Source organism: Croceivirga sp. ABH4_376, assembly GCF_056160685.1.
Map to the genome: position 1 here is coordinate 123,623 of NZ_JBSWXQ010000003.1, position 26,343 is coordinate 149,965.

22 protein-coding genes are annotated in these 26,343 nt (G+C 36.6%); 11 read left to right on the forward strand and 11 right to left on the reverse strand.

The features are described 5' to 3' along the window. Positions 1–4: 4 nt before the first annotated feature. The 5 genes from bamA to ACXAGS_RS09075 form a co-directional block, all read right to left on the reverse strand. Positions 5–2,635: an outer membrane protein assembly factor BamA gene (bamA, locus tag ACXAGS_RS09055; RefSeq protein ID WP_474906236.1), complete on the reverse strand. Its 2,631-nt coding sequence runs from the start codon at positions 2,633–2,635 to the stop codon at positions 5–7. Then, positions 2,607–3,347, reverse strand: a complete 741-nt coding sequence (locus tag ACXAGS_RS09060) for an isoprenyl transferase (protein ID WP_474906237.1) — start codon at positions 3,345–3,347, stop codon at positions 2,607–2,609. The genes bamA and ACXAGS_RS09060 overlap by 29 nt, the downstream gene beginning before the upstream one ends. A gap of 2 nt (positions 3,348–3,349) precedes the next feature. Next, a complete protein-coding gene (gene porG / locus ACXAGS_RS09065) occupies positions 3,350–4,036 on the reverse strand; it encodes a type IX secretion system protein PorG (RefSeq protein WP_474906238.1) in 687 nt (228 codons plus the stop codon). Between the two features lie 136 nt (positions 4,037–4,172). Then, complete coding sequence (locus tag ACXAGS_RS09070; RefSeq protein ID WP_474906239.1) at positions 4,173–5,054, reverse strand: NAD kinase; 882 nt, start codon at positions 5,052–5,054, stop codon at positions 4,173–4,175. A 1-nt stretch (position 5,055) separates the two neighbouring features. Next, positions 5,056–5,712 carry a CBS domain-containing protein gene (locus ACXAGS_RS09075; RefSeq protein ID WP_474906240.1) on the reverse strand — a complete coding sequence of 219 codons (657 nt, stop codon included), beginning with the start codon at positions 5,710–5,712 and terminating at the stop codon, positions 5,056–5,058. 87 nt (positions 5,713–5,799) lie between these two features. On the opposite strand from ACXAGS_RS09075, the gene ACXAGS_RS09080 reads away from it, so the two are divergent. The 7 genes from ACXAGS_RS09080 to clpX all read left to right on the forward strand — a co-directional run bounded on the left by ACXAGS_RS09080 (position 5,800) and on the right by clpX (position 12,923). Further along, the gene (locus tag ACXAGS_RS09080) at positions 5,800–6,513 is read left to right on the forward strand and encodes a pyridoxine 5'-phosphate synthase (protein WP_474906241.1); all 714 of its coding nucleotides are present in this window, start codon (positions 5,800–5,802) and stop codon (positions 6,511–6,513) included. Next, positions 6,513–7,283, forward strand: coding sequence for an alpha/beta fold hydrolase (locus ACXAGS_RS09085; RefSeq protein WP_474906242.1), 771 nt, complete (start codon positions 6,513–6,515; stop codon positions 7,281–7,283). The genes ACXAGS_RS09080 and ACXAGS_RS09085 overlap by 1 nt, the downstream gene beginning before the upstream one ends. Positions 7,284–7,416: 133 nt before the next feature. After that, the gene (locus ACXAGS_RS09090; RefSeq protein WP_474906243.1) at positions 7,417–9,000 is read left to right on the forward strand and encodes a G-D-S-L family lipolytic protein; all 1,584 of its coding nucleotides are present in this window, start codon (positions 7,417–7,419) and stop codon (positions 8,998–9,000) included. A gap of 70 nt (positions 9,001–9,070) precedes the next feature. Further along, the gene (locus ACXAGS_RS09095) at positions 9,071–9,421 is read left to right on the forward strand and encodes a phage holin family protein (RefSeq protein WP_474906244.1); all 351 of its coding nucleotides are present in this window, start codon (positions 9,071–9,073) and stop codon (positions 9,419–9,421) included. 92 nt (positions 9,422–9,513) lie between these two features. Then, positions 9,514–10,836 (forward strand): trigger factor, encoded by a 1,323-nt coding sequence (tig, locus tag ACXAGS_RS09100; protein WP_474906245.1) that lies wholly within the window; start codon positions 9,514–9,516, stop codon positions 10,834–10,836. A gap of 84 nt (positions 10,837–10,920) precedes the next feature. Next, positions 10,921–11,601, forward strand: a complete 681-nt coding sequence (clpP, locus tag ACXAGS_RS09105) for an ATP-dependent Clp endopeptidase proteolytic subunit ClpP (protein ID WP_474906246.1) — start codon at positions 10,921–10,923, stop codon at positions 11,599–11,601. Positions 11,602–11,687: 86 nt separating this feature from the next. After that, complete coding sequence (clpX, locus tag ACXAGS_RS09110) at positions 11,688–12,923, forward strand: ATP-dependent Clp protease ATP-binding subunit ClpX (RefSeq protein ID WP_474906247.1); 1,236 nt, start codon at positions 11,688–11,690, stop codon at positions 12,921–12,923. Between the two features lie 66 nt (positions 12,924–12,989). Here the strand turns inward: clpX and ACXAGS_RS09115 are convergent, their stop codons facing one another. Together ACXAGS_RS09115 and ACXAGS_RS09120 are read right to left on the reverse strand one after the other, a co-directional pair. Next, complete coding sequence (locus ACXAGS_RS09115) at positions 12,990–13,532, reverse strand: hypothetical protein (protein WP_474906248.1); 543 nt, start codon at positions 13,530–13,532, stop codon at positions 12,990–12,992. 165 nt (positions 13,533–13,697) lie between these two features. Further along, complete coding sequence (locus tag ACXAGS_RS09120; RefSeq protein WP_474906249.1) at positions 13,698–15,212, reverse strand: GH3 auxin-responsive promoter family protein; 1,515 nt, start codon at positions 15,210–15,212, stop codon at positions 13,698–13,700. Positions 15,213–15,295: 83 nt separating this feature from the next. Between ACXAGS_RS09120 and ACXAGS_RS09125 the strand changes: the two genes are divergently transcribed. Together ACXAGS_RS09125 and ACXAGS_RS09130 are read left to right on the forward strand one after the other, a co-directional pair. Further along, a complete protein-coding gene (locus ACXAGS_RS09125; RefSeq protein ID WP_474906250.1) occupies positions 15,296–16,090 on the forward strand; it encodes a DUF2797 domain-containing protein in 795 nt (264 codons plus the stop codon). A gap of 5 nt (positions 16,091–16,095) precedes the next feature. Further along, positions 16,096–16,443 (forward strand): tRNA-binding protein, encoded by a 348-nt coding sequence (locus ACXAGS_RS09130; RefSeq protein WP_474906251.1) that lies wholly within the window; start codon positions 16,096–16,098, stop codon positions 16,441–16,443. Positions 16,444–16,450: 7 nt separating this feature from the next. Here the strand turns inward: ACXAGS_RS09130 and ACXAGS_RS09135 are convergent, their stop codons facing one another. The 3 genes from ACXAGS_RS09135 to sppA are packed head-to-tail and all read right to left on the reverse strand — an operon-like array spanning position 16,451 to position 21,695. Next, positions 16,451–19,183, reverse strand: a complete 2,733-nt coding sequence (locus tag ACXAGS_RS09135) for an AsmA family protein (RefSeq protein ID WP_474906252.1) — start codon at positions 19,181–19,183, stop codon at positions 16,451–16,453. Between the two features lie 31 nt (positions 19,184–19,214). Continuing rightward, entirely contained in the window at positions 19,215–19,928 is a 714-nt protein-coding gene (locus ACXAGS_RS09140; RefSeq protein WP_474906253.1) for a queuosine precursor transporter, read from the reverse strand. 6 nt (positions 19,929–19,934) lie between these two features. After that, positions 19,935–21,695: a signal peptide peptidase SppA gene (gene sppA, locus ACXAGS_RS09145; RefSeq protein WP_474906254.1), complete on the reverse strand. Its 1,761-nt coding sequence runs from the start codon at positions 21,693–21,695 to the stop codon at positions 19,935–19,937. 68 nt (positions 21,696–21,763) lie between these two features. Between sppA and folK the strand changes: the two genes are divergently transcribed. Then, positions 21,764–22,909 carry a 2-amino-4-hydroxy-6-hydroxymethyldihydropteridine diphosphokinase gene (gene folK / locus ACXAGS_RS09150; protein WP_474906255.1) on the forward strand — a complete coding sequence of 382 codons (1,146 nt, stop codon included), beginning with the start codon at positions 21,764–21,766 and terminating at the stop codon, positions 22,907–22,909. 122 nt (positions 22,910–23,031) lie between these two features. Here folK and ACXAGS_RS09155 read toward each other — a convergent pair whose 3' ends face one another. Beyond that, positions 23,032–23,562: an RNA methyltransferase gene (locus tag ACXAGS_RS09155; protein WP_474906256.1), complete on the reverse strand. Its 531-nt coding sequence runs from the start codon at positions 23,560–23,562 to the stop codon at positions 23,032–23,034. Positions 23,563–23,693: 131 nt separating this feature from the next. Here ACXAGS_RS09155 and mutS point away from each other — a divergent pair, with 131 nt between their 5' ends. After that, positions 23,694–26,276 (forward strand): DNA mismatch repair protein MutS, encoded by a 2,583-nt coding sequence (gene mutS, locus ACXAGS_RS09160; protein ID WP_474906257.1) that lies wholly within the window; start codon positions 23,694–23,696, stop codon positions 26,274–26,276. Positions 26,277–26,343: the final 67 nt, after the last annotated feature.

Here is a 26,343-nt window from a genome sequence, read left to right on the forward strand (position 1 = left end):
TCTATTAAAATTGTTGACCAATAATGAAGTGGGTTTGCCAACCGCTTTTTACACCAGGATTAATGTTATCGTCATCAAAACCATAACCAAAATCTATTCCTAACAAACCAAATGCAGGCATAAAAATTCGTAATCCCACCCCAGCTGATCTCTTTAACTGAAACGGATTAAACTCCTGAAAATTGTTGAATGCATTACCCGCCTCTAAAAAAGATTGTACGTAGATAGATGCTGAAGGTTTTAAGGTTAGTGGATACCTAAGTTCTAAAGAGAATTTATTGTAGATGGTACCACCTTCCCTATCCGTACTTCTAGTAGATGGGTTAAAAGATGTAAAGGCCAGTGAACTATTATCATAACCCCTTAACTGTATAACATCCCGGCCATCTAAGGTAAAATTACCAAGGCCATCTCCACCTACAAAGAAACGTTCAAATGGCACATCTCCTATATTATTATTGTAGTTACCTAAGAACCCAAACTCTGCATTGGTACGCAAAACCAATTTACCAACTAAGTTAGTGTACCAATCTCCCTTGAATTTAACCTTATAAAACTCTAACCACTTAAAGCGCTCTTCTTCTAAATTTTCCAATTCATTAACTTCTTGCGTGGTTAATGTACGCTCTCTAGCTGTATCCGTAAGTTCATCTACCCTATCCGTAATAGCCCCATAATCCTTGTTGCTAAACAAAGAATAGGGTGGTGTAAATTTTGCGGTTAATTCAAAATTAGAACCACTCATAGGAAAAATACGGTTTGGCCCTTGAGAACTTCTAGACAATCCAAATGTATAGGTTATGGAGTTGGCACTACCATTACCAAAATTGAACAAGCCCAAGTTGTATTCGTTAAAATCATAATACTGATAACCTAAGGAATGGCTAACTGTAAAAAAGTCATCTGGCCATTGCACACGCTTTGCCAAACCAGTGGAAACGCCTGTAATAGAGAAACTACGATCCTTATTCACCTCAATTCTACCGGTGTTAGAAAAATTGGCCAAGAACTGTTGGGTTCTAGAAAAACTTAAATTAAAACGAACGGGTTTTTTACCATTTAACCATGGTTCTGAAAAATTAAGACTGTACACCCTAAAGGTTCTACTACCTTGTAATCTTAAAGCAAAGGTTTGCCCATCTCCCATAGGAACAGGCTTATAGGCCTCTTTATTAAATAAGTTTTGTATGGAAAAGTTATTAAAAGACAATCCTAAAGTTCCTATAAAACCACCTCCACCAAAACCTCCTTGTAGTTCTATTTGGCTAGAACCTGCTTCTACTAGATTATAATTAATATCAACGGTACCGGCATCTGGATTTGGATTTTGAATATCTGGAACAATCTGCTCTGCATCAAAAAATCCTAATTGACCTAGTTCCCTAACACTTCTTACAATGTTTTCCTTGCTATACTTTTGACCAGGTCTTGTACGCAACTCCCTAAAAACAACATGGTCATTAGTCTTATCGTTACCGTTTACTGTTACGTGATCCAAGAAAGTTTCTTTACCCTCAATAATGCGTATCTCAAAATCAATAGTATCATTTACCGCAGAAATTTCAACTGGGTTTATTTGCGAAAACAAGTAACCATTATTTTGATACAGGTTTGTTAAGTCTATGGCATCTGGCTTACTATTATCTGCAATACGTTTTTTAAGCAATACACCATTATAAGTGTCTCCTTTTTTAACACCCAAAACTTGAGCTAGCTCTCTATCCGTATATACCGTATTACCAACAAAATTAATGTCGCCAAAATAGTATTTATCCCCTTCTTCTACCGTTATCTTAAGCTTAATATTGTTTTCGTTTACCTGAACAAAAGTATCTGACACTACACGGGCATCCCTATAGCCACGTTCTGCATAGGTATCTACCAAATTATCTAAATCTTCTTGATAATCATCTTCAATGTATTTAGACTTTTTCCAGAAGCGGTAAAACTTTTTCTGCTTGGTTTTCTTTAAAGACTTCTTTAAACGCTTATCCGATAACTTTTCATTACCAACAAACTCAATTTCGTTAATTTTTACCTTTTCACCTTTCTTAACGTTTATCACCATCTTTTCAGAGTTGGTACCAACCGTATCGGGAGCTGTGGCAATGGATACTTGTGTATTTAAATACCCTTGTTTTCTATACTTATTTTCCAGGTAACCTTTTGAGTTCGCAATTAAACTCTTAGTAAGCTTTTTACCTTTTTTCAAGTCGGTATCATCTAAAATACCTTGAACTTTCTTTTGTTTTACCCCATAAACGGTAATGTCTGATAAGGTAGGACGCTCTGTAATCTGTAGTTGCAGAAACACCTTATCTCCTTCTACATAGTGATAAAAAGCAATATCACTAAACAAATCTAGGTTCCATAGCTTTTTAATGATTCCGCTAAGCTCTTCTCCAGGAACTCTGATGGGTTGCCCTACCCTAAGACCAGTATAAGTCTTAACGGTTTGTTCGTTATAGCTTTGTAGCCCAGTTACTTCTATACCACCTAAGATATACTCTTTGCTAGACTCCAAGGAGGTTGGTTGGGCTATTGCTACTTGTGCAAATAAAAGGACAGGAATTAAAAATAAGCCTAAAGAGGTATTTTTTAGGCGGTTAGTTAAGTTGTTCGCTAGTTTTTCCAAATCTTCGTTCTCTATTCTGGTAATTTATTATTGCATCTACCAGATGCTCTTCATTAAAATCGGGCCAAAATACGTCAATAAAATATAATTCGGCGTATGCTATCTGCCAAAGTAAAAAATTACTGATTCTGTGTTCTCCGCTAGTACGGATTACAAGGTCTACATCTGGCAGGTTATGCGTGTAAAGATGTGTATTAATAAGGTTCTCGTCAATATCCTCTATTGAAATTATATTATTTTTAACTTTGGATGCGACGCACTTTACCGCGTTTTTAATTTCTTCCCTTGAACCATAGCTAAGGGCTAATGTTAGCACAAGCCCAGTGTTCTTGGCAGTTTTACTTATAACATCTTGCAGTTCTTTAGCTGCTTTTTGCGGCAAAGCTTCTAGATTACCTATTGCGTTTAGCCTTATGTTATTATCCTCAAAAGTCCTTAATTCTTTCCTAAGAGACCCTATTAAAATCTTCATTAGAGTTTGGACCTCTAACTTTGGCCTTTTCCAGTTTTCCGTAGAAAAAGCATAAAGTGTAAGGCATTCGATATTAAGCTTAGCACAGCTCTCTACCGTTCTTCTAACAGCAGTTACTCCATTTTCATGACCAAAAACACGTAATTTACCCCTTTGTTTTGCCCACCTTCCATTGCCATCCATTATTACAGCAATATGTCTAGGTAATCTATGCTTATCTATTTGGTCTAGGTTGCTCATTTTTATTCAAAACAATCTTGGCAGGGTTTTCTACCAAAAGTATAGGTTAACGTAAATCCTGAAAATACGTACCAGTCGTCACTCAGAATATTTCCAAATTTAAACTCATCAAAATTGGAACCTTCCGGATTACTGGCGTCCAAGTTATCGGTAAAAGTATAGCGCGCACCAATTTCCACACCTAATATTAAAAATTGATTAAGCCGATACTTTGCCCCAATTGTCATTGGAATTGCGAAACTACCATCTTTTTGGTTAATATCCTGAACTTGTTGTGCATCAATGTAGTTAAAATCATACCTAAAGTAGGTAAGCCCAGTATACAAATAGGGTGTAAATGCAGGTCCTAGCTTATGTAAATTGTATTCCACAAAATTAAATTCCAATCCTGCAGAGTACTCCGTAATCTTATTCTCTACCCTGTATCCACGTTGCTCCCTAGAAGCCATATTACTCTTGGCATCATCCATTACAACCTTACCATGATACACACTACCACGATAGGCAAACCGTTTGGCTTTGTTCCATTTAAACAAACCGCCAAAAGCCACTCCCGTTGGCAATATATAATTAGTGCTCCCTACATCTGTAATGGTATTGGCACCACCAGCAAACAAACCTACCTCATAGGTCTGTGCTTGGCCCCAGACACCAAAGCAAAGCATAATAACAAAGAATATTTTTCTCATCTACCTATTCCTAATTTTACACTGATTCTCCAGCGATATAAAAAAGGCATGCAAATATAACAATCCAAAATTGCCATAGTTTTCATTGCCATAAACTGTTCCTCAAGTAAAACAGTTTTAGCGCTTATTTATTGTTCTAATTGCGTTTGTCTTCTCCCCAAAGCAGTTTGTTTCTCAAAGTTTTAAGAAAACTCTCTGCTTTGTATTCAATCATCTTAATGGTGAAGTCTGCCTTTTTTATAATTATTTCGGTTCCATTTGGGATGGTAGCTATTCTAGAGTCTAGAGAGAGTAAATGGTTTTCTTCCCTGCCGGAAACCTTTATTCTTATTTCGGTATTATCCGCTATAACAAAAGGGCGTGCATTTAAGTTATGTGGTGCTATGGGGGTAAGCACTAAAGCTTTGGCCGAGGGTGCGATTACCGGCCCGCCGCAACTTAAAGAATATCCGGTTGAGCCTGTAGGGGTAGATAAAATTAGGCCATCTGCCCAGTAAGACGTTAAATATTCGTTGTCTAAAAAGGTTTCTACCGTAATCATAGATGTAGTATCTTTTCTACTTACGGTAATTTCATTAAAAGCAAAATTTAAATCCCCAAAGTGATGTATTTCCGTTTCATCTGACAACGCCACCAAACTTCTTTCCTCTATACTATAATGCCCCTTTAAAAACTCCGTTACCACTTTAGATACATCTTCCTTTTTAAAGGTAGATAAAAAACCAAGCCTACCGGTGTTAACCCCCACTATAGGAATACCCAAATCTTTGATGTAGGTTACCGCCCGGAGCATGGTTCCGTCCCCTCCAAAACTCACGAACATATCAAAATCCTTATCTAAACCAGAAGTTTTATCAAAGGTGGTATAGTTATATACGAATAAAGCGGTTGCAATTTTCTTTGCAAACTTTTTTTCTACGGCAAATTGCGCGTTAATTTTTTGAAGTTCGGTTATTAGTTGAATTACAAAAGGTATATCTTCTTCCAATATAACCTTACCGTAAATGGCTACCTTCATATTAAACGTTAAGGTATTTATTTAAATAATCTGAACGCTGTTTTAAGTCTTCCAAAAATTGGTCGTCATTGTTTCCAAAAAGAATATTGTAGCTGTAACGCCTAAAGGTTTGTATTACCTCATTTAGATTGGCATTTGCTATTTTTAAGGTCACCTGCACCAAGTCGTTCTCATTATCCGTAATCAATGCCCCCAACAATTTACCGTTATTGGTCTCTACAATTTGGGCAATTTCGCTCATAGAATAATCCTTTACTCCCTTTGAAACAACTAAAATACCTCCCGGTTCCGTAAAAAATGGCGTACCTATAAAAAGCGTTACAATATCATTTAAATCATAATAGCCTAAAAAACGTTGAGATGCGTCCAATACGGGAACCAAATTAGCATCGTTACGGGCAAAAGCCTCTAAAACATCTAGCCAAAGTGTTTCTGTAGTAACCGAAAAAGTCTCTAGTTGATACCTAAAATCTTCAATACTTTTCCCTGGCTCAAAACAATCTTGATCATTCTCTGATAGCAGACCCAAGTACTCGCCTTTATCCACTACCGCAACGTGGGAGAACATGGTTTCTTCAAAAAATGTAATTACATTGTCCAAAGTATCCTTAATATGAAAAACCGGTAAGGTGTTTATTAATTTATCTTGAATATGCATAACCTTTAACTTACTAACAAAACTACACATTAATAGTGAGCAAAAGGCGTGCCTGTTTTGTATTTTTGGACTTATTTAAGTTATAGTATGACAAAATTAAGCGTAAACATAAATAAGTTGGCCACCTTAAGAAATAGTAGAGGAGGCAACGTACCCAATTTAACACAATCTACATTAGATATTGAACGCTTTGGCGGGCAAGGTATAACCGTACACCCTAGGCCAGACGAACGCCATATTAAATACCAAGATACCAGAGACCTAAAGCCTATTATAACCACCGAGTTTAACATAGAAGGCAATCCCATTCCAAAATTTATAGACTTGGTTTTAGAAGTAAAACCTGCCCAAGTAACCCTTGTACCAGATGCTGTAGACGCCATTACATCCAACGCGGGTTGGGACACCATTAAAAACCAAGCATTCTTAAAAGATGTAATTACAACGTTTAAAGAACACAATATTAGAACATCCATCTTTGTAGACCCAGATGTTAAGATGGTAGAAGGAGCCGTAGCAACAGGAACAGACCGTATTGAGTTATACACAGAAGCTTACGCCGAAGCTTATGCAGCTGGCAACCTCAAGGGAATAGACCCTTTTGTGGCGGCCGCCATAAAAGCTCAAGAAGTAGGCTTGGGACTAAATGCGGGCCACGATTTAAATTTAGAAAACATCAAATTTTTCAAAGAGAATATTCCGGATTTATTAGAGGTATCTATAGGGCATGCCTTAATCTGCGAATCTATTTACTTAGGCCTAGAAAACGTTATAAACATGTATTTACACCGTTTAAAATAATGGAAGTCTTACATTCAAAAATATTGGGCGAAGGCAAACCCCTACTAATATTACACGGTTTTTTGGGAATGAGCGACAATTGGAAAACGCTAGGCGCCAAATATGCCGAAAATGGTTTTGAAGTACATTTAATTGACCAAAGGAATCACGGCAAAAGCTTTCATTCAGAGCTTTTTAATTACGATGTATTGGCAGAAGACCTTAAAAATTATATGAACCAAAAAGGTATTTCTAGTGCTTATTTACTAGGTCATTCCATGGGTGGCAAAACCGTAATGCAATTTGCCGTAAGTTTTCCGGAAAAAGTAGATAAATTAATTGTTGCAGACATTGGACCAAAGTTTTATCCACCTCACCATCAAGCCATATTAAATGCACTTCAACAATTAGACTTTAATGCAATAAGTAGTAGAACTGAAGCAGACGAACATTTATCAGAACACTTGAAAGATTGGGGCATAAGGCAATTTCTGCTTAAAAATCTGTATTGGGTACAAAAAGGCAAGCTGGGCTTTAGGTTTAATCTAGAGGTACTTAAAGATAGGATGGAAGAAATTGGTGAAAATATACAAGCTACCGATAGTTTTAACGGAGCTACTTTATTTTTAAGAGGAAGTAAATCTGAATATATTTTACCCAATGATTATTCCGAAATACAGAAACACTTTCCTAATGCAAAAATAGAAACCATAGATAATGCTGGGCACTGGCTACATGCCGAAAATCCAAAAATGTTCTTTTCAAAATCACTAGAATTCCTAAATCAATAAAAATTGACAGTTTTTATTATGCATGCATAATTTTTTATCCTTAAAAATTGCATGAATCATAAATATAATCTAGATTTGGTTTAACTGTTATTAACAATAATTTCAACTTAAACTAACTCAAATATTTAGGTGTATGAAAAAGTTCCTTGCCCTTTTACCAATTATGGGGCTGCTCTTTATTTCTTGTGAAGATGATGATACTACAGACGGTACGGTAACACCGGAACCAGATCCAGTAAACTATAGTAGTGGATCTGCAGACTTTTCTAATTACGTTGCTATTGGAAACTCTTTAACGGCAGGTTTTTCTGATAACGCCCTGTTTATTGCTGGGCAAGAAGCATCTTTTCCTAACATGTTGGCTGGTGCATTTGCCGAAGCTGGCGGTGGGGATTTTTCCATTCCTTTTATGAATGACAATTTAGGAGGCATGACGCTTGGAGGACAATCAATATCCGACAATCGTCTTATACTTTCTTTTACATCTGGCTCTCCGGCTCCTGTTAATGTAGAAGGCCAAGGTTCTACGGAAATATCAAATACCTTATCAGGACCTTTTAACAATATGGGTGTACCTGGCGCTAAAAGTTATCATGTTTTAGCTCCTGGTTACGGTAACGTACAAGGGGTAGCCTTAGGATTGGCCAACCCTTACTTTGCTCGTTTTGCTTCTGAGCCAAATGCTACAATTTTGGGAGATGCGGCTGCACAAAATGCTTCTTTTTTCACATTATGGATAGGCAATAACGATGTGTTGGGTTATGTTGCAGCAGGTGGTGATGGAGAAAACCAATTGGGTAATTTAGACCCATCTACTTATGGTTCCAATGATATCTCTGACCCAATGGTGGTTGCAGGTGCAATCCAAACCATTTTACAAACTATGACAGCAAATGGTGCAAAAGGGGTAATAGCAAACTTACCTGATGTAACAACTATTCCGTATTTAACCACGGTGCCTTTTGCTCCTTTAAGTCCAGCTAATCCAGACTTTGCTCCGCAAATCCCTGCATTAAATGCTCAATTTGCTGGGCTAAATCAAGTATTTGACGCCCTAGGAGTTCCAGAACGAAAGTTCACTTTTTCTACTACAGCGGCTAGTTCGGTTATTATAAAAGATGAAAGTCTAGTAGACTTATCTGCTCAAATAACCCAGACACTAATAGCTGTTGGTACAGACGCCGGTACAGCTCAGGTTTTAGGTTTCCTTTATGGGCAAGCTAGACAAACTACCGAAGAAGATTTATTGGTATTACCAAGCTCCAATGTTATAGCCACCTTAAATGAAGAAGCTTTTGCCACCTTACAAGGTTTAGGCTTACCCGCAGCAACCGCCGGCCAATTGGCTGTTAACGGTGTTACATATCCTTTAGAAGACAAATGGGTTTTAACTCCAGCAGAACAAATGGAAGCCAATACTGCTATGGAAAGTATAAATACCATAATACAAGGTCTTGCCACACAGTTTGATATTGCTTTTGTTGATGCCAACGCAATCTTAACAGACCTTAGGGAGAATGGCATTACTTTGGCGGATGGAAGCTCTGTTACTGCAGATTTTGGTACCGGTGGCGGTTTTTCTTTAGATGGTGTACACCCATCGCCTAGAGGTTATGCCATATTGGCCAATGCGTTTATAGATGCCATAGAAACAAAATACGATGCCACATTGCCTAGCGTAAATCCGTTAGCGTACACCGGATTGTACATTAACTAATCCAAACTTTAACAGTTAATTAAAAGCATCGTTTTAAAACGATGCTTTTTTTTACCCTAAATTTTAAACTATGAAACTCATATTAAGAATCTTACTTAGCGCCGTAGCCGTTTTTATACTTGCACATGTTTTACCGGGGGTTGGCATAGACAGTTACTTAACAGCAATACTTGTAGCCGTAGTACTAAGTCTACTCAATTTTTTGGTTAAACCCATTTTAGTAATCTTAACGCTACCCATAACTATAGTAACATTAGGGCTTTTCCTATTAATCATCAATGCCCTTATAATTCTATTAGCAGACAGCGTAATTAGCGGATTTAGTGTAAGTAGTATTTGGTGGGCTTTATTATTTAGCTTACTCCTATCCTTTTTACAATCTATCTTGTTTTCACTACTTAAAGAAGACGCTAAAAATTAATCTTTAGTAACTGATTTGCAATTGCTTAAAAACTTGTTGAACAAAAGAAAATGTACTACTTTTGCCAGCCATCAATAAAATTGAATATTTAGATGAATATTTCCAAAGAGCAGATAGACGATTTAAATGCAGTTGTAAAGGTTGAGATTACCAAGGCGGATTATGAAGACAAGGTAAACGATATTCTCAAGAATTACAGAAAACAAGCCAATATTCCTGGCTTTAGAAAAGGACAGGTTCCTATGGGGCTGATAAAAAAACAATATGGTAAGGCCGTATTGGTAGACGAAGTAAATAAGTTATTACAAGATAATCTTAACAAATACCTAACCGAAGAAAAATTAGATGTTCTTGGTAATCCACTACCAAAACAGCAAGATAATTTTGATTGGGATAGTGATACTTTAGACTTTGAGTTTGAATTAGGTCTAGCTCCGGATTTTGATGTTAAGTTAAAGACCAAAAAAGCCATTACCCAATACAAAATAGTTGCGGACAAAAAAATGGTAGATGAGCAGGTAGAACGTATTCAAAAACAGTACGGTAAAATCATCTCTAAAGATGCTGTAGAAAAAAACAGTGAAGTAACTGGAACGTTTACCAACAGCGAAAAGGAAATTACTAAAACTACAACCGTTGAAGTAGATAAGCTAAAGAGCAAAAAAGCTAAAGATGCTTTAGTTGGCAAAAAAGTAGGTGATACTGTTACTTTGAACACCAAGGGTTTATTTACAGAAGATTACATGTTGGCCTCTGCTACCGGTTTATCTAATGATGAGGTTAAAGATTTAAAAATTGATTTGGAATTCACTATTGAAGAAATCAATGAAAGAGAACCCGCAGAATTAAATCAAGAATTGTTCGATAAACTTTTTGGAAAAGACAACGTTACTTCAGAAAAAGAAATGAAGGACAAAATCAAAGAAGATTCCGAGAAGCAATTTGAACAACAAGCTGATCAGAAGTTGCTAAATGACGTAACTGAAAAGCTAATAGACGAAACTACTTTTGAACTACCTGCCGGTTTCTTAAAAAAATGGATTCAATTTAGTGGTGAAAAAGAGCTAACGGAAGCGGAAGCGGAAGAAGAATACGAAAAGTCTGAAAAGGGATTACGCTATCAATTAATTGAAGGTAAAATCATTAAAGAAAATGACCTTCAAGTACAATTTGACGAGCTTAAAGAATTTGCCAAAGGATTTATTAAAACTCAAATGGCACAATACGGACAGTTAGACCCTAAGGAAGAAGAATTAGAAGGTATTGCCGCTAGAGTATTAGGCAACCAAGATGAAGTTAAGCGTCTTTCTGAGCAGTTAATGAGCCAAAAATTGTTAGATCTTTACAAAGAAAAAGCTAATCTTAAGGCTAAAGAGGTAAGCTATGAGAACTTTGTAAAAGAGGTTTACGGATAGCGTTTTAAATAATTGTATCTTTACGGTTCTGAAATTTTCTATTTCAGAACCTTTTTTTTGTCTAAAAATAAGCGATAAAATCCTATGGATTACGGAAAAGAATTTGAAAAATACGCTACTAAGCATCATGGAGTTAACAGCATGTATTACGATAAAATCGTAAGCAGTATGTTCCCAGTAAACCTTACCCCTAACATTATAGAAGAAAGACAACTTAATATTGCGGTATTTGATGTTTTCTCTCGTTTAATGATGGATAGAATTATCTTTTTAGGAACAGGTATCAATGACCAAGTAGCCAACATTGTGCAAGCACAATTATTGTTTTTAGAAAGTACAGATGCCAATAAAGACATCTCTATATATATTAACTCTCCTGGTGGCGGTGTTTACGCAGGGTTAGGCATCTATGACACTATGCAGTTTATAAAACCAGACGTTGCCACAATTTGTACGGGTATTGCCGCCTCTATGGGCGCCGTTCTTTTGTGCGCCGGAGAAAATGGCAAACGTAGTGCACTACCCCATTCTAGAATTATGATCCACCAACCTTTATCTGGGGCCCAAGGGCAGGCAAGCGATATTGAAATTGCAGCTAAAGAGGTATTGAAAATAAAAGACGAATTATACGACATCATAGCCAAACATTCTGGCCAAACCTTTGATAAGGTTTTTGAAGACAGTGACCGTGATTTTTGGATGAAAGCAGACCAAGCCAAGGAATATGGTATGATAGACGAGATTTTAACTAGAGACAAAGCATAAATTCGATGTACGAACTGTCGTTCATCGAAACGGTGAAAATTTAATTACAATATTACCGTTAAATAGAATTCAAGTACAAAAGCATAATGGCGAAGGAGAATTTAGAATGTTCATTCTGTGGCAGAAAAAAATCAGAAACCAATTTATTGATTGCTGGTTTGGACGCGCATATTTGTGACCGCTGTATAGAACAAGCTTACAGCATTGTCTCAGAAGAATCTAAGCAAGCAAAAAACAACGATTTGTCCTCAGAACTGGTTCTAAAAAAACCGTTAGAAATCAAAGACTTCTTGGACACATTTATAATTGGCCAAGAACGGACAAAAAAGGTTATGAGTGTTGCGGTTTATAACCATTACAAAAGGCTATTACAACCAAAAAGCGCAGAAGACGGTATAGAAATTCAAAAAAGTAATATCGTTATGGTTGGGCAAACGGGTACAGGTAAGACCCTTATGGCCAAAACCATTGCTAAAATGCTTAACGTACCTTTAGCTATTGTAGATGCAACCGTTCTAACAGAAGCGGGTTATGTTGGGGAAGATGTAGAAAGCATCCTAACCAGATTGCTACAAGCAGCAGATTATAATTTGGACAAGGCAGAACGTGGTATTGTTTTTATTGATGAAATAGACAAAATTGCCCGTAAAAGCGATAATCCATCCATTACCAGAGACGTATCAGGTGAAGGCGTACAGCAAGGCTTGCTTAAGTTATTAGAAGGAACAACGGTAAATGTACCACCAAAAGGAGGTAGAAAACATCCAGACCAAAAGTTCATTGAGGTAAATACAGAGAATATTTTGTTTATAGCGGGTGGTGCTTTTGATGGCATTGAGCGCATTATCACCAAAAGATTAAATATGCAAGCTGTGGGCTATAGTGCCTCTAAAGCTGAAGATAATTTAGATAGCGAGAATATATTGCAATACATTATTCCAAAGGATCTTAAGGAATTTGGATTGATACCAGAAATCATTGGTAGATTACCGGTACTAACCCATATGAACCCTCTGGACAAAAAAACGCTAAGAGCTATTCTTACAGAACCAAAAAATGCTATAATAAAGCAATATGAAAAGCTTTTTGCAATGGATGAAATTGAATTTACCATTACAGAACATGCGTTAGATTATATTGTTGAGAAGGCAATTGAATACAAACTTGGAGCTAGGGGTTTACGCTCTTTATGCGAAGCAATTTTTACGGATGCCATGTTTACACTACCTAGTAGTGATGAAAACGAGTTCAAGGTAACTAAAGATTACGCTGAAGAAAAACTTTCTTATGAAACCATTAAGAAGCTAAAAGCAGTTTCTTAAATTGACCACATAAACAAAAAAAAGGGACCAAATGGTCCCTTTTTTTTGTTTAGCTTATTTGGTGTATTATACCGCCTTTTTGGTCACTTTATTTAAAAGCTCCATACAAATTTCGCTTATGTATTTTTCGTCCGAGTAGAGTTCGTGACCAAAATTTTGGATTATAGTAGGTTCTAGTTTCATGGTCTTGAACCAAGCCTCTGTAGGTTTATATTTATCCAAATCACCATAAACCAAATTAATGGCATTACACAACGGGCGTTCTTTTTCTAATCTTAATCTTGTTGCAGAAATTGCCGTTAAAGATTTTAATGGCATTCCCAAAAGTGCTGCTTTCCAAGCGATAGTGCCTCCAGCGCTGAATGCCAAAATATGTTTCGCTTCTTTTACCTTGCTTTTTAAATGTGCAGCGGCTGTTTCCAATCCGCCTTCTACAAATGCTTTATGTATATTTTCACCTGAATTAACCGGCAATTCTAAATTGGCCAACTGTTGAATATCGTGGAACTCAATATCATAATATTGTTGCAAATACCCAAAATAAGAAGTTATCCAAAGCCCTTTCTTTACGCCCCACATATCTGATAGGACAATCAGTTTTTCTGCCATAGTTAATGTTTTAAGATTTTAGTTTAGTTTCTCAAAAGTGAGTAGAAAACGAGAATCTTTCTAAAATATTGGGCAAGTATATGATAATTTCGATAAAAAACACATTATTCACGAAAACGTTTGCGTAACACTGTCTAATCTTAATATCCCTAGCCATAAATGGTATTATCCATTTAGTTGCAATAGTTCCTCTAAATACCCCCTACTATTAGATAACCTTGGAATCTTATGTTGCCCTCCTAACTTATCTTTAGATTTTAACCAATCATAGAATAAGTTTTCCCTAGCAACATGTAATTGCGGCATGTTCAGTGTAATATTATTATAACGTTTGGCTTCGTAATCAGAATTAAGCGCTTTTAGTGCATTGTCCAATAATTCTGCAAAATAGGCCACATCTTCCGGTGCTTTTCTAAACTCAATTATCCACTCATGGGCACCTTTGTCATTATCCTTCATAAAGATTGGGGCCACCGTGTAATCTTTAATTTGCGCATCCGTCTTTAAACAAACCTGTTTAAGTGCCTCCTCAGCATTTTCTATTATCAACTCTTCGCCAAAAACATTTATGTGATGTTTGGTCCTACCTGTTATTTTTATTCTATATGGATCAATAGACGTAAATCTAACCGTATCTCCTATCTTATAGCGCCACAAACCCGCGTTGGTAGTGATAACCATGGCGTAGTTAACACCTTTTTTCACCTCCCAAAGCGGAACTGCCGTAGTTTTGCCACCTGCACCCAATTCCATTGGAATAAACTCATAAAAAATGCCATAGTCTAGCATTAACAAAAGTTCATCAGAATTATTACGATCTTGAATTCCAAAAAATCCTTCAGACGCATTGTAGGTTTCGTAATAATTAAAACGTTTTCTGGGTAGTAGCTTCTTATACTGCTCACGGTATGGTGCAAAAGAAACCCCGCCATGAAAATAAACCTCTAAGTTTTCCCATATCTGGAATAAATGGTCTTTTCCTGTTTTTTCCAAAACGTTATTTAACAACACCAACATCCAAGAAGGCACGCCCGCCAAACTGGTAACATTCTCTTTTATACTTTCCTCTATGATAGCAGCCATCTTATGCTCCCATTCGCTCATTAAAGATACCTTGTTGCTGGGCGTACTGCTATATTCTGCCCATAATGGCATATTATCAATTAGTATGGCAGATAAATCACCAAAAAAACTACCATTATCCTCATACAATTCCTTGCTACCTCCTAAACGCAAACTCTTGCCCGTAAAAAGTTGAGAGTTCTCATTATTATTCAGGTACAGACACAATAAATCTTTACCTGATTTGTAATGGCAATCTTCTAACGCCTCAGCGCTTACAGGTATAAATTTACTTTTAGCATTGGTGGTACCACTACTTTTTGCAAACCACTTAATATTGGTTGGCCAAAATAAATTTTGTTCGCCTTTACGTGTACGTTCAATTAATGGTGCTACCTCTTCATACTGTACAATTGGCACCCTAGCCACAAAATCCTCATAGGTTTTTATACTAGCAAAATCATATTGTTTGCCCAATTGGGTATGTTTTGCATAGGTTATCAAGTGCCTTAACACATCTTTTTGTACATCTATAGGATACTTTAAAAAAAGTTCTATTTGATGGAAACGTTTTTTAAGCAGCCAAGAGGCGATTGAGTTGAATAATGGTATTGGCATTTTCGGTATTTTTGGCCTAAATAGTTTTAGCGCCATTAGCTAAAATAACTTTTATTTCAAATTTGTTCAAATAAAACTATTGCATGATTTACGAAGGTGTTTTAAAGAAAATGCGTACCGAATTTAAGTCGCCCATACAGTATTATTTAATGCTAGGTTCAGATTTTATCCATATGAACCAGGTATTGGACAAAACCGTTAAAATATCTTTTATAAAATATGAGTGCCTTAATTGTGGTTTAGACAAACCCATTTACCGACAAGGATTTTGTAGAACTTGTTTTTTTGAAGTACCACAGGCAGCAGATTGGATTATGAAACCCGAATTGAGCAAAGCCCATTTAGACCAAGAAGAACGGGATTTGGATTATGAAAAAAGAATGCAGCTACAGCCCCATATTGTGTATTTGGCCAATAGTAGCAATGTAAAAGTTGGGGTAACCAGAAAATCCCAAGTTCCTACTCGCTGGATAGACCAAGGTGCCCATGAGGCCATTGAAATAGTTGAAACACCCAATCGTTACTTGGCCGGAATAACAGAAGTTGCACTTAAAGAATTTGTGAGCGATAAAACCAGTTGGCAAAAGATGCTTAAAAACAATTTGGAAGATGTAGACTTGGTAGCATGGAGAGAAAAACTTAAACAATACATTCCCCAAGAAGCACAAGATTATTTTATAGCATCTAATACAGAAACACAATTAGATTTTCCTGTATTACAATACCCCTTGAAAGTAAAGAGTCTAAACCTAGACAAAACACCAGTATACACAGGTGTTCTTAAAGGAATTAAAGGGCAATATTTACTATTTGAAGACGAAACTGTTTTTAACGTGCGCTCTAATGAGGGATACTACGTTGGAATAGACATTAACTAAATAAAATGGAAAGTAATAACAACTTAAGCTGGAACCAGTTTATGCAGGTAGAAATGCGTGTAGGCACTATTCTGAGCGCAGAACTATTTAAAGAGGCCAGAAACCCAGCATACAAAATGCAAGTAGACTTTGGTCCAAAATTGGGGGTCAAAAAAACATCTGCACAAATAACCGTACTGTATAGACCAGAGGAGTTAATTGGCAAACAGGTAATAGCCGTGGTTAATTTTCCTCCCAAACAAATAGCCACAATTATGAGCGAATGTTTGGTAATGGGAGCGGTAGGCAACAACAAAGAAGTAACCTTACTACAGCCAGAGAGAAAAGTTCCTAATGGAACCAGAATTGGATAGGTTAGTTTTATTTAACCGTATCTTTCTTTTTCTTTTTATTACCCAAAAGACCACCTAAAATATCTTTAGCTGCATCTTTTACGGCCTCATTTTTAGTGGCAGTAGAATCTGTCTTAATTACCGTAGAATCTTTGGATTTTTTTTCACCTCCTAACAAGCTACCCAATACATTCTTGACCGTACTTGCGTTTGTAGCAGCAGTATCTTTTTGTATTGAATCTTTGTTCTGATTAAGTAGGTTACCCAGTAAATCTTTAGCCTTATCCTTACCTTTATTTACTAGCTTTTGCTTTTCAATCTCTACCAACTTAGTGGTTAACTGTTTTACCCCAGATGTTAAATCCGTTTCCACTTTTGGTGCAGTATAGGCCCCACCAACATTTGCTGTAACAGGAATGGTTAAATTTTCAAGACTGGCATCGTCTATTCTTGCAATTAAATTATTTACCTCATCTCCCAAATATTTTGCAGGCACGTTAAGTACCGCTTTATAATCTAGATTTTTATCAAAAGAATGGCTCCCCGCTACGTTTATTGTAATATCCTTATATTTTATATCAAAAGGTTTAACGGAAACTTTACCATCCTCAAAAGACAATTTGGTTTTCAAGTCCTTTAAATCCAATTGCCCCAAGTTTACAAAATTTAACTTACGGTCCAATGCCGTAAGCAAAGGGGCACTTTCTTCATTAATTTCAGTAGCTAATAATTGAGCCAATAAATCTCCAGTTAAAGAACCTAAAATAGGTGTCATGTCATCATTTAAATTACCTGCCAACTTAATGTCCGTATTAAATGTTCCTTGCAATGCATTAGCCACAGGAGCCAATACCTTGAACAAATCCAGAGCTTTAAAAGATTCACCAATCTGTATCTGATTCATTCCTAGTGCAACGTCAAAAGTAGTTATTGGGCCTTTGGTAGAAACTTTCCCGTTAAGTCCTAATTTACCGTTGAATATAGAGGAGGTTAAATTCTCCAAAACAACGGATTCATCTTTAATAAACAAGCTACCAGATACATCTTTTAAAGTAAGATTATCGTATAATACCGTATTGGCGTTAGCAGCTACGGTACAATCTAAAAACGAAGGGATTTTTATCCTCTCCGTGGTTTCCGAAGCCACTTCTGGATTATTATTGGCAACTTCTTCCGTGGTAGCTACCGCTTCATCTACCATAAAATCATTCACCGAAAATGTATTAGAATTTAGCTTAAAATTACCCTCTATATTTTCATCGTTAAAAAGATAACCTAACAGATTAGTTAACGTACCTGAAGCATTAAAATCCGTTTTACCTGTTTTACCTTTGAAGCTGGTAACGGTTACCGTTGTAGGGTTAAAGGTTAATCCGGCTTCGCTAATGGCTACAGGATTTTTCATTTCCTCAGAATTGTAATTAAACCCTGTTAGACTTGCTGTGCCGTTAGTCTTGGTGTTACTATAGGCCTTCCTTTCTATTGAAGCCATGTCAAAGGCCGTGGTAACATCTGCTGTTAAAATACCAGATAAATTTAAATCTGCTGGCACAGGATAGGCCCTAGAGATATTGGCTAAATTCATTTTACCATCCATATGTGCATTAACCTTTGTATTACCCAGCAAATCCCTAATCTTAGCATTAACATTGAACTGGTCTTGATCAATTTTAAAACTAAGCTTGTCTATATTTACATAAGTATCTTCCGTAATACCCGTTTCATTATTGATTTTGGTATCTATAAATACATTTTGAACCGATTTTGGTAAGTCTGGATATTTAAAAGAAGCGTTATCCGATTTAAGGTTTATGTTGAATTTTGGGATGTGTGTTTCATCAACTATTCCGTTAAACCTACCATTAATTTCAAAATTACCCGTTGTACTTACGTTTTCTATGTTTTTGGAGTAGATTTCTGGAATTACCGCCAAAAAGTTTTTAAAATCTGAAGATGGTGTTTTAAACGTAATATCTACCTCTTGGTTATCTGGGTTAATTTTTATAGAACCATCAAACACCAATGGCAACTGATTTACCAAGGCTTTATTTTCCAAGAATGAATAGGTATTGGTTGCTAAATCTATTTCTAATAAGGCATCCAAGGCCACCTTGTTCTTGTTCAGGTATTTGGTTTTATCCAATTCAAAAGAGACTAAAGCATCGGTATGTGTATCTAATTCTGATTTTTCCAAAGATAAATCACCGGTACCTTCATGATTCATTTCCAACACTTCTAAGTGCATTCCTGTTGAAAAATCGTCGTAGATAACCTTTGAATCTTTAATGGAGTACCCTTTCAAATCAAAGCTAAAACTGCTATCTGCAGCCGTTTCTGAAGCATTAGTAGAAGTCGTCTCTTTGGCAATGTCGTAATTGGCGTTGCCTAAACTATCTACTTTTATATGTAATCTGGCTCCTTCCAAGGTAAATTTATCTATACCTATTGGCTCTTCTGCCCCTTTGAACAACTCCTTAATACTCATGCTCAAAGCTAAATCTTGAGCTTTAAAAAGTGTATCGCCCACAAAAGGTTCTTTGTTGGTTAAACGAATACCCTTTAATCCAACATGTGCATTTGGAAAACTTTTTATCAGACTTAAATTGGCTTCATCAAAATCTAAAGTAGCATTGATGTTTTGATTCACCTTATTTTTAATTATAGTGGCAATTTTACCTTCTAGAAAAAAAGGTAACGCAATAACCAATGCAAGTACCACTAAAAATAGTATGCCTATAACTTTAAGAACTCTTTTTTTCATAACCGAAGAATCTTTTAAACAAAATAAGGAGTTAGCTATTAGCCAAGGTAATTTCCTCTCCTATTTTTAAGTTAAATCTTTTACGTATTACATATACGAAGAAATACAGCAAAGGGGTGTCCAGAATGGCGATAAATACCTTAAAAAGGAATCCACTGATGATTAAGCCATAAAATTTATCCCAAGGCAAAACTCCAAATATACACAACAGGCCTACTACGGTGAACGTATCTACAAATTGCGAAGCAAACGTACTAAAATTATTACGTACCCATAGGTATCTACCCTTTGTTAGCCGTTTCCAAAAATGATAGATAGAAATATCTATGTATTGTGCAAAAAGGTACGCTAACATAGAGGCCAAAACCCCTAAAGGAGATAAACCAAACACATTGGTGAAAGTTTCATCCCCCACCGGGCTAGCAGGTATGGCTGGGGCATAATTGGCCACCAAAATAATGAGCATGGAGAAAAAAGACGCAAAAATACCCGCGGTAACTATTTGATTTGCCTTTTTTTGACCAAAAATTTCCGAAATCAAGTCGGTAATTAAAAATGTGACCGGATAGGGTAAAATACCAACAGAAATCTCAAACAGTGGGGCTCCAAAAACCATTATATCACCAAACGGCTGCCAATAAAAAAACTTCTGGAAAATTAAATTAGAGACCACCAATGAGGTTATGAACAAAGCCCCCATGTATAAGTAAAGCTTAAAAGCTAATTTTTGGTCTTTAGGCTTCATTCTAAACTATTTAATCTTTAAGGTGTAAGGCATTCTGGCCTGTATTCCTTTTTGCTCCGTAAACGATTTTAAGTCTTTTAGCCTGCCATAGGTATCCTCACCTAGTTCTTCTTTTATAATTGCTTCTCCCAATTTAATTTTAGCAGAGCTTAAATCTTCCATCATACGCTCAAATTCCGATTTGTATTTTGGAAACTTTTTAACTCCATAGGTTTTAAGCCCTGCCATTTCAGCTGCTTCGGCAATAGCATCTTGCATATCGCCCAACTCATCTACCAAGCCATTTGCTTTGGCATCCACACCACTCCACACTCTACCTTGAGCAATATCATTAACAGCTTCTTTAGTCATTCCCCTACCATCTGCCACACGTTGCAAAAAGGTATCATAGGTTTGTTCTATACTTTCCTTTACATGCATTCTAAACGTATCCGTCATTGGTTCAAATACGGAATATTCCACAGAATTAGCATTGGTGCCAACCTGCTCCGCATTAATACCAATATCATTGGCCAATTCGTGCGCGTTGGGTATGGTTCCAAATACTCCTATAGACCCTGTAATGGATGTTGGTTCCGCAAAGATCTTATCGGCTCCAGCAGCGATGTAATAACCTCCAGAAGCGGCCACGTTTCCAAATGAAACTACCACCGGTTTCTTTGCCTTGGTCAAGGCTACCTCTCTCCAAATTATATCGGACACCAATGAGCTGCCCCCCGGAGAATCTACACGTAAAACTACCGCTTTAACCTTATCGTCTTCACGAGCTTTACTTAATGCCTTTTCCATTACACCTTGCCCAATGCTACTTTTACCCCCTTCTCCATAGATAATTTCTCCTTGTGCATAAATCACGGCTATAGCGTTATCACCTTTTGGCTTATTCTTTTTATCAGCATATTTAATATACTTATCCAAGGCAACATAATTTATTTCTTCCGATGAGGAAACCGCTAAGGCGTCTTTAATTCTATCTTCATATTCGTCTACATACAGCAAATCATCTAGCAAACCAACATTCTTTGCCATTACAGCGGTTCTACCACCAAGCGTATCTGCAATAGTGTTTAATTGAGAAACGCTTAGCGACCTACTTTTACTTACATCTTCCAACATTACGTTCCAAATGGAAGTCAATAGCTCTTTAAGTTGGGTACGGTTGTTATCGCTCATTTCATTTTCCAGAAAAGGTTCAACTGCACTTTTATATTTGCCATGGCGCACTACTTCCATTTTAAGACCCGTTTTTTCTTGTAAATCTTTAAAATATAATACCTCTGAAGCCAAACCTCTAAAATCTAAAATCCCTTGCGGATTTAAATACACCTTGTCTGCAACACTACTTAAATAATAATCTTGTTGGGCATAAAAATCCGAATAACTGTAGACAAACTTACCCGAACCTTTGAAATCGTTTAAAGCCCTTCTAATTTCTTGGGTTTGTGCCAAACCAGCCAACAGAAATCCAGAATTTATACTAATCCCTTTAATTCTATCGTCTGTTTTAGCTACCGCTATAGCATGTAAAATCTTATCTAAACCCTGGCCTTGTTCGAAAAGCGCGGAAAAAGGGTCTTCCATGTCGCCACCTTGGTAATCATATATAGGTTCTTCAAAGCTTAGTTCAAGAACAGTATTATCCTTTACGCTTACTTCTTCCCCAGCACTACCCAATAAGGCGGTAAATAATATAAACATGACGAAGAGAATACCAAAAGCAATTAAACAGCCAATAATTGCGGCCAATAGATTTCTTAAGAATTTCATTTAGAATTTATTTAAGCCTCAAAGATAACCAATGTGCCCATCTTTTATTTACTTTGTTGATTGGTATTATGAGTACAGAAAAAACCGTTTACATCTCCATAGGCAGCAATACAGGAAACCGCTATGTTCATTTACAAAAAGCCATTTTTGAAATGGGCAAGCGCTTGGGGCCGGTATTGGAGATTTCTGCCATTTATGAAAACGAGGCGGTAGGGTTTGAAGGCGGTCTTTTTTACAATGCCTGCCTTTCCTTAAACACCAAATTTGGCCCTAATCAAGTTCTTGCCCAATTGCTACAATTGGAAAAAGAAATGGGCCGCGAGCGTTTAGCAGGCCAAGGCTATGTTTCTAGACAAATAGATTTAGACATCTTGTATTATGGAGAAGACATTGTAAATAACGAGGATTTGACCCTGCCACACCCAAGATTGCAAGAGCGCAGCTTTGTACTTAAACCATTGGCAGATATAGCACCGCAGTTTTACCATCCCATATTGCAAAAAGACACCCGTAATTTATTGATGGAACTGCGAGATAAGAACCCATTAACAAAAACGAAACTTAAACTCTATAAAGACCGGAATCATTTTTTTTCTAGGTTACAACTTATTTCCATAGAAGGAAATATTGGCGCCGGAAAAACCACATTGAGCCAAATGATTGCTGATGAATTCAATGCCAAACTGGTATTGGAACGGTTTGCGGACAACCCATTTTTACCCAAATTCTATAAAGATCAAAACAGGTATGCTTTTGCATTAGAAATGTCTTTTTTAGCCGACCGTTACCAGCAATTTATGGACGACACCAGCCAGTTTGATTTATTCAAACAGTTTATGGTTAGCGATTATGATATTTTTAAGTCTTTAATATTTGCAAAAGTAACTTTACAACAAGATGAGTTTGATTTGTACCGAAGGGTGTTTAACGTAATGTATAAAGAGGTAAGAAAACCAGATGTGTACGTTTACCTTTATCAAAATACGGAAAGACTTCTGGAGCAAATACAAAAGCGTGGCCGGGCTTATGAACAAGACATTAAGCCAGATTACCTTAACACTATTAATAAAAGCTATATGGATTTCCTTAAGAGTTATCCAGAGCAGAACGCACTTATTATAGATATGCAAGACCTTGACTTTGTAGAAAATAGAGCGGATTATGAAATAATTCTAGACGCAATAGAAACCAAAATCCTATCTAAATACTCTTAAGATAATTTTTAGAAAATATTTGGATTTAACAAAAGGTTTTCATTTATTAGCGGCCTGTTAAGTCAGAAACTAACTAACTCAAACTATATGTTATCCCCGGTTTTTACCGGGGTTTTTTGTTTTTACCCCTTAAGTTTATTCCAGATATCCCACACTACAACTCCAGTACTAACCGAAATATTTAAGGAATGTTTGGTACCAAATTGGGGAATTTCCAACACCACATCTGCTTGGCTCACCACACTTTGTTGCACCCCTTTAACTTCGTTACCAAACACAAAAGCATATTCTTGGTTGGCATCTAATTTAAAATTATTCAATAAGGTTGCATTTTCAGCCTGTTCCAAAGCCGCCACAACTACGCCATCTTCTTGCAGCCTCTTTACCAAAGCCAAGGTATCTTCTACATACTCCCAAGCTACACTTTCCGTTGCTCCAAGTGCTGTTTTGTTAATATCCTTATGCGGTGGCTTAGCCGTAATACCACACAAATAGATTTTCTGTATTAAAAAAGCATCTGCGGTTCTAAAAACAGAACCGATATTATTTAAACTTCTAATGTTATCAAGAACAAGTATTACCGGTAGTTTATCGGCGGCTTTAAATGCGGCCACATCCAAACGGTCTAACTCCTCATTAGCCAACTTTCGCATTAATTATTCACTTTTAAGGTGTAAATATCAACAAAACTACAAGAAACCTTGGCAACTTCATATTTTCGAAAGACCTAATTAAAATTGAAGTAAGCGTGGCCGGTAAGAAGACAAAAAAAGTAACGCCTTTGATGCAGCAATACAATGCAATCAAGACCAAGCATCCAGATGCTTTATTACTTTTTCGTGTAGGAGATTTTTATGAAACATTTGGAGAAGACGCCATAAAAGCCGCTCAAATATTAGGTATAGTTTTAACCCATAGAAACAATGGAGGAGACCAAACGGAATTGGCCGGTTTTCCACACCACTCTTTAAATACGTATTTACCTAAATTGGTAAAGGCAGGTGAACGTGTTGCCATTTGTGACCAATTAGAAGACCCAAAACAAACCAAGACTATAGTTAAACGCGGTGTTACGGAATTGGTAACACCTGGAGTTGCACTTAACGATGACATTCTAAACGCCAAAAGCAATAATTTTTTAGCTGCTGTACATTTTGGCAGAAAAAAACTAGGTATAGCTTTTTTAGATATTTCTACAGGCGAATTTTTAACCGCCGAGGGTTCTATTGCACAAATAGATAAATTACTACAGAATTTTGGCCCCAATGAAATACTTATTTCAAAAAAATGTAGAAAAGAATTCAGTGAAAGTTTTGGAACTAAACTACACACCTTTTTGTTGGAAGATTGGGTTTTTCAAGAAGATTATACACAAGAAAAATTAAATGGTCATTTTAAAACAAATTCCTTGCAGGGCTTTGGGGTAGATCACCTACAATGCGGTACAATTGCTTCTGGTGCCATTTTACACTATTTATCCGAAACACAACACAACCAACTACAACACATAAGCAAGTTACAACGTATTGCGGAAGAAGAATTTGTTTGGATGGACCGTTTTACCATTCGTAATTTAGAGTTGTACGGAAGTAACAACCTAAATGCCGTTACGCTGCTACAGGTAATTGATAAAACCATTTCTCCAATGGGCGGCAGAAACTTAAAACGTTGGTTGGCCTTACCCCTTAAAAATAAGGAGAAGATTAATGGCCGTTTAGAGGTGGTAGATTATTTGACCAAAAACAATACGGTGTTAACCCAGTTAAGGGCACATATAAAAGAAATGGGCGATTTGGAGCGTCTAATTTCTAAGGTGGCCACTGGTAAAATAAATCCGAAAGAAGTAGTTCAATTAAAAAACTCATTGGCCGCTTTAGTTCCTATAAAAAAACTATGCGTTGAAAGTACGGACCCTGCCCTTTTAAACTTTGGTGAGCAAATTGACCCATTGCCCGCCTTATTTGAAAAAATAAGCAGCACTTTAAGTGACGAGGCTCCCATACAAATTTCTAAAGGCGAAACTATAGCCAAGGGCTATTCCCAAGAATTGGACGAATTGCGTGCATTAGCTTTTTCTAGCAAAGATTATTTAGACCAAATGCTACAACGCGAAAGCGAAGCTACTGGTATTACTTCTTTAAAAATAGCCTCTAACAATGTGTTTGGTTACTATATAGAAGTCCGCAATTCCCATAAAAGTAAAGTGCCCACCTCATGGGTACGCAAACAAACTTTGGTAAATGCAGAACGCTATATTACAGAAGAATTAAAAGAATACGAAGCTAAAATATTAGGCGCTGAAGAGCGTATTTTAAGTTTAGAACAACAGCTCTTTTCCCAATTATTGGTTTGGATGCAAGAATACATAAGCCCCGTACAGGCCAATGCACATCTAATTGCACAATTAGATTGTCTTGGCGGGTTTGCCCAGCTAGCAACAGAAAACAATTATAACAAGCCTAAGGTTAGCAATACCAGTACGCTATCTATCAAAGAAGGTAGACACCCGGTAATAGAAAAACAATTGCCGTTAGGTGAAAGCTATATAACGAATGACGTTTACCTGAACCGGGAAGACCAACAAATAATTATGATTACCGGTCCAAACATGAGTGGTAAATCGGCCATATTAAGACAAACCGCACTAATTGTTTTACTTGCCCAAATGGGAAGTTTTGTACCTGCCGCAGAAGCAGAAATTGGCTTGGTAGATAAAATTTTCACAAGAGTTGGGGCTAGCGATAATATCTCTATGGGCGAATCTACCTTTATGGTAGAAATGAACGAAACAGCCTCTATCTTAAATAATCTTTCTGAAAACAGTTTAATTCTATTGGATGAAATAGGACGGGGTACCAGCACCTATGACGGTATCTCTATTGCATGGGCCATTACAGAATATTTACACGAGCACCCTTCTAAGGCAAAAACCTTATTTGCCACCCACTATCATGAATTAAATGATATGACCAATCGCTTTAATAGAATCAAAAACTATAATGTTTCTGTTAAGGAGCTAAAAGACAATGTACTATTTCTTAGAAAATTGGTACCAGGAGGTTCAGAACACAGTTTTGGAATACATGTTGCAAAGATGGCCGGTATGCCACAACAAGTAATTTTAAAGGCCAATAAAATTCTTAAAAAACTTGAAAAAACACATGCAACTGAAGAAAACTCCGCAAAAATTGATGAAGCACAAGACGAAATGCAATTGAGCTTTTTTAATTTAGATGACCCACTTTTGGAAGAAATAAAAGAGGAAATACTTCATTTAGACATAGATACGCTTACTCCAGTTGAAGCTTTGATGAAACTGAATGAGATAAAACGCTTGCTCAGCAAAAAGAAAAAAGCAACTTCTTAAAAAATTGCTTTGCATTTTAAAGAATTGTATTAAATTTGCATCCGCATCGGGAAAATCGATGACGTTC